9 protein-coding genes are annotated in these 12,535 nt (G+C 36.3%); 5 read left to right on the top strand and 4 right to left on the bottom strand.

The window, feature by feature from the left end; all coding sequences use genetic code 11:
- Positions 1-67: 67 nt before the first annotated feature.
- A complete protein-coding gene (gene trmA, locus Q0794_RS05055) occupies positions 68-1,171 on the bottom strand; it encodes a tRNA (uridine(54)-C5)-methyltransferase TrmA (RefSeq protein WP_298940631.1) in 1,104 nt (367 codons plus the stop codon).
- 199 nt (positions 1,172-1,370) lie between these two features.
- On the opposite strand from trmA, the gene murI reads away from it, so the two are divergent.
- Positions 1,371-2,183 (top strand): glutamate racemase, encoded by an 813-nt coding sequence (gene murI, locus Q0794_RS05050; RefSeq protein WP_298940630.1) that lies wholly within the window; start codon positions 1,371-1,373, stop codon positions 2,181-2,183.
- 91 nt (positions 2,184-2,274) lie between these two features.
- On the opposite strand, the gene Q0794_RS05045 is transcribed toward murI, so the two are convergent.
- Positions 2,275-2,844, bottom strand: coding sequence for a pseudouridine synthase (locus Q0794_RS05045; protein ID WP_298940710.1), 570 nt, complete (start codon positions 2,842-2,844; stop codon positions 2,275-2,277).
- Positions 2,845-3,282: 438 nt separating this feature from the next.
- Between Q0794_RS05045 and Q0794_RS05040 the strand changes: the two genes are divergently transcribed.
- The 4 genes from Q0794_RS05040 to Q0794_RS05025 all read left to right on the top strand — a co-directional run bounded on the left by Q0794_RS05040 (position 3,283) and on the right by Q0794_RS05025 (position 9,797).
- Positions 3,283-5,511 carry an NADP-dependent isocitrate dehydrogenase gene (locus Q0794_RS05040; protein WP_298940629.1) on the top strand — a complete coding sequence of 743 codons (2,229 nt, stop codon included), beginning with the start codon at positions 3,283-3,285 and terminating at the stop codon, positions 5,509-5,511.
- 270 nt (positions 5,512-5,781) lie between these two features.
- Positions 5,782-7,176 (top strand): ATP-binding protein, encoded by a 1,395-nt coding sequence (locus tag Q0794_RS05035; RefSeq protein WP_298940627.1) that lies wholly within the window; start codon positions 5,782-5,784, stop codon positions 7,174-7,176.
- Positions 7,177-7,189: 13 nt separating this feature from the next.
- Entirely contained in the window at positions 7,190-7,858 is a 669-nt protein-coding gene (locus tag Q0794_RS05030) for a response regulator (protein ID WP_298940626.1), read from the top strand.
- 283 nt (positions 7,859-8,141) lie between these two features.
- Positions 8,142-9,797, top strand: coding sequence for an EF-hand domain-containing protein (locus Q0794_RS05025; RefSeq protein WP_298940625.1), 1,656 nt, complete (start codon positions 8,142-8,144; stop codon positions 9,795-9,797).
- Between the two features lie 216 nt (positions 9,798-10,013).
- Here the strand turns inward: Q0794_RS05025 and Q0794_RS05020 are convergent, their stop codons facing one another.
- Together Q0794_RS05020 and thiE are read right to left on the bottom strand one after the other, a co-directional pair.
- Positions 10,014-10,901, bottom strand: a complete 888-nt coding sequence (locus Q0794_RS05020) for a LysR family transcriptional regulator (RefSeq protein ID WP_298940624.1) — start codon at positions 10,899-10,901, stop codon at positions 10,014-10,016.
- 942 nt (positions 10,902-11,843) lie between these two features.
- On the bottom strand, positions 11,844-12,470 hold the full coding sequence (gene thiE / locus Q0794_RS05015) for a thiamine phosphate synthase (RefSeq protein WP_298940623.1): 627 nt from the start codon (positions 12,468-12,470) through the stop codon (positions 11,844-11,846).
- Positions 12,471-12,535: the final 65 nt, after the last annotated feature.

The following is a 12,535-nucleotide window of genomic DNA, read 5'->3' as shown; positions in this document are numbered from 1 at the left end:
TTTTTCGTTTAGGGCCATTATATTAAACTATATTAAATTTTGTTCTTAATTCTTGCTTTCTAGTCTTTTATTTTCTGACTAAAAATACACCCGCTTCAGTGTGGTGTGTGTAAGGGAATTGATCGAATAGAGAAAACTTTTTAATGTCATGAGTTTGAGTAAAGACTTCTAGGTTATCTTTTAATGTTTCAGGATTACAGCTGATGTACATGATGTTCTCATATTGCTGTACCATTTTAACCGTCTCATCATCTAAACCAGCACGCGGAGGATCAACAAGAATAGTGTTGCATTGGTAGCTAGATAAATCGACATGCTTCTCTTTTAAGCGATTGAATTCACGAACACCATTAATGGCCTGTGTAAACTCTTCCGCTGACATACGTACAATCGTCACATTCTCAATGTTATTAGCTGTTATATTGAACTGTGCAGAATTAACGGAAGGGGTTGATACTTCGGTTGCTAATACGCGGTTAAAGTTTTTAGCGAGTGCTAACGAGAAGTTACCATTGCCACAGTACAGTTCTAATAAATCACCTTCGCTGTCACGGGTACAATCAATGGCCCATTCCAACATTTTTATTGATACTTCTGCATTGGGTTGTGTAAAACTATTTTCAACTTGCTGATAGATTAATTGTTGCCCATCAACCTCTAGTTTTTCAATCACGAAATCATTATCAACAATAAACTTTTGGCGTCTTGCTCGGCCAATAATATTGATGGTGAAGTGCTCTGATAAACGTTCTTTTAACGCTTTTATTGCTGTTAACCATTCATCGTCTAATACTTTGTGATAAAGCAAGCTAACCATTATTTCACCGCTTAAACTTGATAGGAAATTAGCTTGAAATAGTTTAAAGCGCAAAATAGGGGATACTTTCAATTCTTCAACTAGCATTGGCATTAATTTATTAATTAAGGTGCTTGCTGGTAAGAATTGCTCAACACGAATACGCTGACGTGTCTCTTGATCGGTCATGTAAAAATACAGATCTTCATCTTCATGCCAAACACGGAATTGACTACGCATACGATAGTGTTGTTTTTCTGAACCAAAACAATCTAATTCAGGTAATTCAAAGGTTGAAAAGAGTTGTGTAAATTGCTCTTTTTTAGCATCTAATTGTGATTCATAGTTGTCCGGATCAACAAATTCTAAGCTCATTATTACCTCTGTATTCTAAATCTGTATGTCACTATTCAAGCAATAGCATATAAATGGAGGGGCATTCTAAAGCAGGCAGTAGAGCTTGGCTAGTGAAAACAGAATGTCATCGTATTTCTGCACCTATCTCGTTGATCATTTTATTTCTTTCTCTTTCAATTACAGGCTAAAATGCTTCTTTTACCAAGGAAGCAGTGACATGCCAGCTAAACGAGTGCTTATATTTGATTCTGGAGTAGGCGGCTTATCGGTTTATGAACAGATCATTAAAGTTAATCCAACCATCAAATGTCATTATTTGTTTGATAATGCTTATTTTCCCTACGGTGAGTTACCAAGAGAAAAACTCATTAAACGCATTACACAGTTACTCGCTGATTTTATAAAAGAATATCCCACGGATTTGATTGTCATCGCTTGTAACTCCGCGAGTACTATTGCACTTGAAGAATTACGCCAACATTTTTCTATTCCCATTGTTGGTGTCGTGCCTGCGATTAAACCTGCTACTTCAGTAACTAACAATAATGTGATTGGATTATTAGCAACGCCAGGTACGATTGAACGTGTTTATACTACCGCTTTAATTAATGAGTTTGCTGCAGATAAAACCGTGTTACGCATTGGCTCTACGAAGTTGGTTAAGTTAGCTGAAGATAAGTTAATGGGGAAAGCGTTACTGCAAAGTGATTTTGAAGCCATATTGGCTCCTTGGATTAACAATGAAGAAAATATGCCTGACACATTAGTCTTGGGTTGCACGCATTTTCCTTTACTTAAACAGGAAATATCAGCGTGTTTTACACGTCCTATTTGTTTAGTGGATTCTGGTGAGGCAATTGCATTGCGAGTCCAAAAATTATTAAAGCTTGAAAAAGAGGGGGGTGATTTAACATCACAAAGCCATCAAGCTTTTTATACTCAAATATTTGCTAATCAAACCTACTTATCTGCTTTACACAAACGCTTCATTGATTATGGTTTTACACAATTAAGCCTTTGTAACCTATAAGTAATAAGCTTTATAGCAATCGACAATAACGATGATTTATTTCAAAGCATCGTTATTGGTTAGTCATTCACTATCAATGGTTAGTAGTGTGTTAAGTCTTTTTAAGAACAGTATATGTTCCGTTTGCTAAACCTTTAATTGTCCACTCGCCAATAGAATAACGAATTAAACGTAATGTTGGAAAACCGATATTCGCCGTCATGCGACGAACTTGGCGATTACGACCCTCTGAAATAGTAATGCTTAACCAAGTAGTTGGAATATTTGCGCGCTCACGAATAGGTGGGTAGCGTTCCCAAATATCAGGGTTATCCATTATTTTTACTTTTGCTGGTGCTGTCATACCATCTTTTAGCACTACACCTTGGCGTAATTTTGCTAAATCAGTTTCACTTGGTGCACCTTCAACTTGTACCCAGTACGTTTTTTCAGTTTTTTTACCCGGTTGAGTAATGTCTGCCTGTAATTGACCATCATTGGTTAATACTAATAGACCTTCACTGTCCCTATCTAAACGTCCTGCTGCATAGATATTGGGTATATCAATATAGTCTTTTAATGTTTCACGCATTGAATCTTCATTACCATCATCGGTAAATTGACTTAACACATCGAAAGGTTTGTTAAATAAAACTATTTTTTGCATTGACTTCGGCAGCACTTTTTTTGGTACAAAAGTTTTATGTGCTGCTTTTTTTACATTAAAGTGAGTAGGCTTTTTACCTGGTCGCTTATTCGTCGTTGATTCTGCTTTAACTTTACTATTGGTTTTCTTTATTGGAGGTTGATTCACTTGTTGCCCTTAAAGCAGTCAAAAGAGTTATTGTATCAGAATAAATAGTGCAGACAGTATTGCTTATTAAATGTTATGTTTATAACATCAAAAACGATAGCCCATCGGCATCTTGTTACTTTATGTTAACAAGTACGAGTTCACAAATAACGATCAAGATCACGTTTAAATCGATGACTTAAGGGCATGAAACTAGATAATTTTGTTTTTTTCGATATGATATGCGCGTAATTATTATGCGTAACAATTTGATAACATTTTTAGCGATATTAATTCACTTCATAAATTTTTGTTAAAGGAAATAAAATGACAGATAAATCAGCAAAGATCATCTATACACAAACAGATGAAGCACCTGCGCTTGCAACTCACTCTCTATTACCTATTGTTAATGCATTCACTAAAGCAGCAAACATTGTTGTAGAAACGCGTGACATCTCTTTAGCTGGTCGAATTATTGCCAACTTTTCTTACAAGTTGCCAGCTGCACAACAGCAAGCAGACTCATTAGCAGAATTAGGTGATTTAGCAAAAACACCAGAAGCAAACATTATTAAATTACCGAACGTAAGTGCATCTATTCCGCAACTACAAGCGGTGATTAAAGAGCTACAATCTCATGGTTTTGCATTACCAGATTACCCTGAAGTAGCAACAAATCCTGAAGAAGAAGAAACAAAAGCAGTTTATGCAAAAGTATTAGGTAGTGCAGTAAACCCTGTATTACGTGAAGGTAACTCTGACCGTCGTGTTGCAGATGCTGTTAAACAGTATGCACAAGATCATCCACACCGTATGGGTAAGTGGTCTACAGAATCTAAATCACACGTTGCAGATATGTCTGATGGCGACTTCTACAGCTCCGAGCAATCTGTTGTATTAGGTCAAGATGATGATGTGAAAATTGAATTCACTAATAAAGCAGGCGTAAGCACGGTACTTAAAGCATCTACACCTGTTTTAAAAGATGAACTAATCGATTCATCACGCATGAGCGCTAAAGCATTACGTGATTTCTTCGAAAAAGAAATGACGGAAGCAAAAGAAAACAACATCATGCTTTCTTTGCACCTTAAAGCAACCATGATGAAAGTGTCTGACCCAATCATGTTTGGTCACGCTGTAACCGTTTATTTTAAAGATGTATTTGCTAAACATGCTGACTTATTCAAAGAGCTAGGTGTTGATGAGCGTAACGGTTTAGGTGATGTTTACGCTAAGATCGCTAATATTGATGCGGCTAAAAAAGCAGAAGTAGAAGCGGATATCCAAGCGGTTTATGCAACACGCCCAAGCTTAGCAATGGTAGATTCTGATAAAGGTATTACTAACTTACACGTACCAAGTGATGTGATTATCGATGCTTCTATGCCAGCTATGGTTCGTTCTAGCGGTCAAATGTGGAATGCAGAAGGTAAACTTGAAGATACTAAAGCATTGATCCCAGATCGTTGTTACTCAGGTATCTACGAAGAAACCATTAAGTTCTGTCGTGAAAATGGCGCATTTGATCCAGCAACAATGGGTAACGTATCAAACGTTGGTCTAATGGCTCAAAAAGCTGAAGAATACGGTTCACACGATAAAACATTCCAAATCACTGAAGCGGGTACTGTTACAGTAACTGATTCAGCAGGTAACACATTAATGTCTCACGATGTTGAGCAAGGTGATATTTGGCGTATGTGCCAAGCTAAAGACATTCCAATCCGTGATTGGGTTCGTTTAGCAGTAAGTCGTGCGCAAGCAACTGGCCAACCAGCTATCTTCTGGTTAGATGAAAACCGTGCACACGATAAAAACTTAATCGCTAAAGTAAATGCATACCTGAAAGATCACGATACAACTGGCTTAGATATTCAAATCTTAACACCTGTTGAAGCATGTAAATTCTCATTACAACGTGTTAAAGAAGGTAAGAATACGATTTCTGTAACAGGTAACGTATTACGTGATTACCTAACAGATTTATTCCCAATTTTAGAGTTGGGTACAAGTGCGAAAATGCTGTCAATTGTTCCATTACTTGCGGGTGGTGGTTTATTTGAAACAGGTGCTGGTGGTTCTGCTCCTAAACACGTTCAACAATTTGTTGAAGAAAACCACTTACGTTGGGATTCATTAGGTGAGTTCTTAGCATTGGCTGTATCGATTGAAGATATTGCCGCTAAAACAGGTAATGAAAAAGCAGTTATTTTGGCTGAAGCATTGCATGTAGCTAACGGTAAATTCTTAAAAGAAGATAAATCTCCTTCACGTAAAGTCGGTGAATTAGATAACCGTGGTAGTCACTTCTATTTAGCGATGTACTGGGCTGAAGCACTTGCTGAACAAACTAAAGATGCTGAACTACAAGCTCAATTCAAACCTTTAGCTGAGTCACTATTAAGCAATGAAGCGATTATTGTGCAAGAACTTAACGATGCACAAGGTGTTGTTGTTGACCTAGGTGGTTACTTCCATACCGATCCAGTTAAAGTGTCTGCTGCAATGCGCCCAAGTAAAACGTTAAACGCTGCTGTCGATAATATTTAATGTCGATTGTAGTGATATGTTGAGTGGTAAAAGCTCAACGTAAACGTTTTATAGCGTGAATTTTCATAAAACCATTAAGTCATTGATTTAGTGGTTTTTTTTATTCCTTTTTTGATTGTCTTCTCTATTAATTCAGTGAATAAACCATATTGCTCTACATCGCTAATAATCTAATTTAAGGTGAAATTAAAAAATAATATCCTCACTTAAGCAACTTTGCGTTAAAGTTAACGTTCTTTATTTAGCTCATTTTAGTGAAAAGGGTGCTTAATGCGTCTTACTTTATTCAAAAAAATACTATTTTCGATGCTCTTCATTAGCGCTTTAATGGTGTTAGGCATGGCATGGTCAATCAATGATAGTTTTCGAACTGGTTTACAAAAATATTTAAATAACGGTGAAGCAGAGCGTTTAGCCATTATCTCTGAATCTATTGCCCCTTATTATTCAGAAAAAGAGGGGTGGGAATCATTAACGCCTGACACGATGTTGGCATTACTATCTCAAGTATTCGCTCGTCCTAGAGGCGAAGGAAAAGAACCTAGAAAATTGGGTTATGATCCCGTAAAACGCTTATTTAAACGTATTGTTGTATTAGATGAAAATTACCAGCCGATTTTTAATCAAAAAAGATTTAAATTAAAAAATGAATTAATTAAAGCGCCAGTGCTCTATCAGCAAAAAACAGTTGGGTGGGTAACCACTAAAAAAAGTTACGTTATTCCCGGTGAATTAGAGAGCAGTTTCTATCGCCAACAACAGTACAATTTAATGTGGATTGTTTTATGGGTTACGTTACTGTCATTCACCTTAGCTTGGTTGTTAGTGAGGCACTTTTTAACACCTTTAAAACGTCTTGAAAATGCAGCAAATTCATTACAAGAAGGTGATTACTTAACGCAAATAGACGTTAAAGGAGAAGACGAATTAGCGGGCCTATCTTTACGATTTAATGAATTAAGTAGCAGCCTATTGCGTCAAAAAGAAAGTAGGGAGCAATGGTTAGCGGATATCTCTCATGAACTACGCACCCCTATTTCTGTATTAAAAAGTGAAATAGAAGCATTACAGGATGGTATTCGTAAACCGGAACCTAAATATATTGATTCATTACATTATCAAGTACAAAACTTGAGCCAATTAGTAAATGACTTATATCAGTTATCGCTATCCGATGCCGGTATGCAATTTAATTTATCTGAATCAGTTGACGTGCAACAAGTACTTGAGACTAGTTGCTCACAATATCAGTTGCGTTGCCAAGAAAAGAAAATTCAATTACAAAGTAGCAGTAGCCTTAAGCAACCTGTTTATATTAAAGGGGATAAAAAATCCTTAATACAGCTATTTTCTAATGTACTGGAGAATAGTTTACGTTATACCGACGCCCCAGGCTTATTACAAGTGAAGGTAAAGCGAAATAAACAGCAGCTGCAAATATGTATTGAAGACAGCGCTCCGAGCGTACCTGACCATGCATTGCCTAAATTATTTGAACGTTTATACCGTGTTGACGAATCTCGTAGTCGTTTAAGTGGGGGCTCTGGTTTAGGTTTGTCAATTTGCCAAACGATTGTAAAAGCACATCAAGGTGAAATGATTGCAAGTCATTCAGATTTAGGTGGCTTAACCATTACTATTTATTTGCCTATTTCAAAGAATTAATAAAGGAATTACGATGTCTCAACATGTTTTAATTGTGGAAGATGAAGAATCATTAGCACAAGTATTAGGCGAGTACCTTACTCAGTCGGGCTTCATTAGCCATATTATTATTGATGGCTCACAGGTTGTAGAGTGGGTTAAACAGAATCCTGTTGATTTATTAATATTAGATTTAATGCTACCTGGCAAAAATGGGTTAGATATTTACAGAGAGTTGCGTACTTTTACAGATATTCCAGTGGTCATGGCCACCGCTCGTATTGATGAAATTGATCGCCTCATTGGTTTGGAGCTAGGTGCTGATGATTATATTTGTAAACCTTATAGCCCGAGAGAAGTGGTGGTACGAGTCAAAAATATCCTGCGCCGCTCAACTGATGAAATGAAAATGGTTGATAAAATATTAAGTATCAATGAAAGTACCATGCAAGTATTAGTGAAAGGCAAAGAAGTTAGCTTAACACGCGCTGAATTTCGTCTTCTATCGCATTTTCACCAACATAAAGAACAAGTCTTTAGCCGAGAGCAGTTAATGACTCAAATCTACTCCGATAACCGTGTCGTCACTGATAGAACTATCGATAGTCATATTAAAAACTTACGTCGTAAAATTCAGAATGTAGATGCAGAGGTCGATTGCATTCAATCTATCTACGGTGTTGGTTATAAATTTGCTTTGTGATTTTTCCTATAAATGATTTTTTGAGTAACGCTTTCTCTGACGATTAGAGGGATCGTTGCTCATTCTTTAGTGAACAAATAATAGTTTATTAATACTTCTCAGAAAATAATAAGCCTCTTCTTTCCTTTATATTCAATTCAAATAGCCAATAAATAATCTCTCTAAAAATAGCCTAAAAGCATTAACTCCTTTTTTTATCCATATTCTCTGCACAATGCTTATCTATAGTCTCTACATCGGCTCAGAAGAGCGCTTTATATTCTAAGTAAAAAAAGAGGTTTATATGAAAAAGTTATTTATTTTAAGTGGTGTTGCATTAATGGTTTCAAGTTCACTAACAATGGCTGCTGGTAATAACTCAGCTAAATATGACTTTGGAACGTTTGACTTAAACAAAGATGGTCAAATTAATGTAGTAGAAGCGACGGGTAAATTAGCAAAGCATTTTGATAAAATCGATGCTGATAGCAATGGTTCAATCAGTGAAGCAGAGTTTGCTGAAGTAAAAAAAATGAGATCGTCAAAAAAACCTACATTCGCTGATTTTGATACCAATAATGACGGTTCAATTTCTAGCACTGAATTCGATGCTGCGAAGAAAATGAAAAAAGGCAAGCGTCACCATAAAATGGACTTCGCTAAAGTAGATGTTAATAAAGATGGTCAAATTACTAAAGATGAAGCGAAACGCGGGTTACTTAAACGTTTTGATAAAATCGATAGCGATGCAAACGGTTCAATTTCAACAACTGAATTCGCAGCGATAGAAAAAATGCACAAAGGTAAAGGTAATCATAAATTAGACTTCGGTGCTATTGATACCAATAACGACAACCAAATAAAAAAAGCTGAAGCAAAAGGTCGTTTGGCTAAACATTTTGATAAAATCGATACTGATGCAAACGGTTCAATTTCAACAACTGAATTTGCTGCACTAGAGAAAATGCACAAAGGCAAAGGTAATCACAAATTAGACTTTGGCGCTATCGATACCAATAACGACAGCCAGATTACAAAAGAGGAAGCAAAAGGGCGTTTATCAAAACATTTTGATAAAATAGATAGCGATAAAGATGGTGCTATTACGCAAGCTGAGTTATCAGCAATGCAAAAAATGCATAAAGGAAAAGGCCATCAAAAAGGTAATAAAGAAGCCCGCTTTGCTAAGTTAGATGCAAATAGCGATGGTGTTATTACTAAAGACGAAGCAAAAGGGCGTTTGGCTAAACATTTTGATAAAGTCGATACAGATGCAAATGGTTCTATTACATCAGCTGAGTTTTCAGCAATGCAAAAAATGCATAAGGGAAAAGGCCATAAAAAAGGTAATAAACAAGTCAGCTTTGCTAAGTTAGATGCAAATAGCGATGGTGTTATTACTAAAGACGAAACAAAAGGTCGTTTGGCTAAACATTTTGATAAAGTCGATACAGATGCAAATGGTTCTATTACATCAGCAGAATTTGAATTAGTTAAAAACATGAAAAAAGGTAAACATAGCCAAAAAGTATCATTCTCAACAATTGATGCAAATAATGACGGTGCCATTACTAAAGACGAAGCAAAAGGTCGTTTAGCTAAACACTTTGATAAAGTAGATACAGATGCAAATGGCTCTATTACATCCGCTGAGTTTGAATTAGTTAAAAACATGAAGAAAGGTAAGCATGACCAAAAAGTATCATTCTCAACAATTGATGCAAATAATGACGGTGCCATTACTAAAGACGAAGCAAAAGGGCGTTTACTTAACAACTTCGATAAAATCGACGGTAATGCTGACGGTAAAATAACAACTCAAGAGTTAGATGCAAAGCGTGCAGACCGTAAAGGTAACAAGCGTCCAACATTTGAAATGTTAGATACTGATGGTAACGGTAAAGTATCAAATACAGAGTTTGCCGCTTTCCAACAAAAATATGCTGACTCGAAAGCTTAAGTACCATTCGCTATAAGAGAAGCATCGTGATCAGTAGATAGTGATGATTAAATAGTTTAATTAAATAAAAAGCTTGATGGGGAAATTCATCAAGCTTTTTTATTATTTGCATTAGGTGAACTTTTTATCTGAATCCAAGTGATTTTATTTTTAGGGGGTCTACGATGCACTTAACCTATTGCTTGCTTTCACTATTGATTACAGGCGCTCTTTCGTTTAAAAAGGCAAATTCCATTGTCGTGAGTATTCTATAAATTCTTTTAGTATCGGGCTTTGGTACTTATCTTTGTGCCACACTAAATAAAGATCGCGAGACATGTCGATATCAATAGGCAATGTACATAATCGTTTATCTTGCAGCGCATGCCTAGCGGCTGTTCGCGACATACAAGACACCCCTAAACCAGCTGCGCAACAATTAATGATTGCTTCTGTCGTCGTAAGTTCAAAGGTAATATCTAGGTCTGTTAAATGCTGTCCGATATGTGTGATGAAAAAGTCACGTGTACCCGAACCTTGCTCTCGTAAAATCCAATGTTGGTGGTTTAAATCTTCTACAGTAATTGATTTTTTATTGGTTAAAGGATGTTCAGGGTGAGCAACCACAACCATTTCATCTTTTATCCAACGTTCGATATGTAATTTTTTATCGACTAATAAAGCCTCAACTAATCCAATATCCAACTCGTATTCTTTTAGTTTGTCGCCGATAGTGGTGCTGTTATCAATACATATAAGTTGGTCTTGATGATTTTTAATATCTCGAAACTGCGCTAATAAAGCCGGTAATAAATGATTGCCGACAGTGTTACTTGAACCAATTCTTAGCTTTCCTTGGAAGTTATGATTATCAAATAAACTAGTGATTGCTTTGCTACGCTCTAATTGTTCATCGGCTAAGGGTAATAATGCTTTTCCCATCTCATTGATTAATAATCGGTTATTAGTACGCTCAAACAGTTTATGACCGAGTTGTTTTTCTAACTCGGCTAAGGCCATGCTCACCGCGGGTTTACTTAAAAACAGTTTTTCAGCCGCAGTGGTTAGTGTTTTTTCTTGTGTGATTGTCATAAAGACATGTAATTGCTTAAGTGTAATATTCATAATCAGCCAAAGGTTTCGATTTAATTAACGATATAGATATTAGTGTAAGTTATTCTTAATAGGAATGCTGTGTTTGAGGCGCTATCAATAGGAATATATTAAGTCTGAAGGAAAGAAAAAGTTTTAAAATGAAAAATATTAATCATGAAGCGCATGAAGAAAATACAAAAAATAATTAGATGGGAAGTGTTTAAGGTCTTTATTTATAAGGTTTTTGGTTTAACCTTCTTTTCACTTCATGCTTTTGTGGTGAATCGCTGTTGATGTTAAAACAATTAATTAACCACGAAGCGCTGCGCTACACGAAGGGCACGAAGAAAGGCAAAACGAGTAGGTAAAAGTAAAAATATGTAGAACTCAATACATTAAAGTTAGCTGTATATCTTAATGCTTTAGCTTAACCTTCTTTTCACTTCGTGCCTTCGTGGTTAAATGCTTTTGATTTTTAAAGGTTTAATTAACCACGAGGCACTGTGCTACACGAAGGGCACGAAGAAAGGCAAAAAGAGTGGATTAAAGTAAAAGTATGTAGAACTCAGTACATTAAAGTTAGTTGTTTGCCTTAAGGCGTTTGGCTTAGTCTTCTTTCAATTTGTGCCTTCGTGGTTAAATGCTTTTGATTTTTAAAGGTTTAATTAACCACGAGGCACTGTGCTACACGAAGGGCACGAAGAAAGGCAAAAAGAGTGGATTAAAGTAAAAGTATGTAGAACTCAGTACATTAAAGTTAGTTGTTTGCCTTAAGGCGTTTGGCTTAGTCTTCTTTCAATTTGTGCCTTCGTGGTTAAATGCTTTTGATTTTTAAAGATTTAATCAACCACGAAGCGCTGCGCTACACGAAGGGCACGAAGAAAGGCAAAACGAGTAGGTAAAAGTGACAATATACAGAACTCAGTACATTTAAATTAGTTGTTAGTCTTAAGGCTTTTGATTTTAAAAGGTTTATGGCATCGCTGCTTGTATCTGTTTTAACAAGGTTGCTGCAGCAACTTTAGAGTCATCGGCATGACAAATAGCAGAAACTAATGCAACTCCATCAACACCGGTTTTTATGATTTCATCTAAATTGGTTTGGTTGATACCGCCAATTGCAACGACAGGGAAATTTGTTTTTGTTAATGCATTTGCTAATCCTGCTATTCCCCATTCTTTTTTAGTATCTGTTTTAGTTGGTGTTGCAAAAATTGCGCTTAAGCCAATGTAATCTAATGATAATGTATTCGCTTCTAATAGCTGATGTTCATTTTCAATAGATAGACCGAGTAACTTATTAGGGCCAATCAGTTGTCGCGCTAACTCAGCAGGCATATCCGACTGTCCTAAGTGCACTCCATCTGCATCAACGGCTAATGCGACATCCACACGATCGTTAATGATAAGCGCCACGTTAGTTCCTTTTAAAATGCTTTTAATCGCTTGAGCACGAGCAATAAAAGATCGTATATCACTACTTTTTTCTCGGACTTGTACCATAGTAACACCGCCAGCAACGGCTTCTTTGACAACGTGCTTTAGTGTTTGTAGATCTTGCTGATCATCTGTCACTAAATATAAGCGGTACGGGTTCATGGTGTTTTCCTTGAAAAAAGCGTTAGTAAAGGTGCTGAGTTAAGCGTGTTTATTCTAAGTGATTT

Source organism: uncultured Psychromonas sp. (assembly GCF_947489755.1).
In the GTDB taxonomy this organism is placed as follows: Bacteria; Pseudomonadota; Gammaproteobacteria; order Enterobacterales; family Psychromonadaceae; genus Psychromonas.
Note: the sequence above shows the minus strand (reverse complement) of the source record. Positions and strands in the feature narration are given on the sequence as shown.

Bases quoted from the DNA above. Each gene is read 5' to 3' on its own strand.
- Q0794_RS05040 (WP_298940629.1), top strand. From the start codon at position 3,283: ATGACAGATAAATCAGCAAAGATCATCTATACACAAACAGATGAAGCA.
- Q0794_RS05030 (WP_298940626.1), top strand. From the start codon at position 7,190: ATGTCTCAACATGTTTTAATTGTGGAAGATGAAGAATCATTAGCACAA.
- trmA (WP_298940631.1), bottom strand. From the start codon at position 1,171: ATGAGCTTAGAATTTGTTGATCCGGACAACTATGAATCACAATTAGAT.
- murI (WP_298940630.1), top strand. From the start codon at position 1,371: ATGCCAGCTAAACGAGTGCTTATATTTGATTCTGGAGTAGGCGGCTTA.
- Q0794_RS05035 (WP_298940627.1), top strand. From the start codon at position 5,782: ATGCGTCTTACTTTATTCAAAAAAATACTATTTTCGATGCTCTTCATT.
- thiE (WP_298940623.1), bottom strand. From the start codon at position 12,470: ATGAACCCGTACCGCTTATATTTAGTGACAGATGATCAGCAAGATCTA.
- Q0794_RS05020 (WP_298940624.1), bottom strand. From the start codon at position 10,901: ATGAATATTACACTTAAGCAATTACATGTCTTTATGACAATCACACAA.
- Q0794_RS05025 (WP_298940625.1), top strand. From the start codon at position 8,142: ATGAAAAAGTTATTTATTTTAAGTGGTGTTGCATTAATGGTTTCAAGT.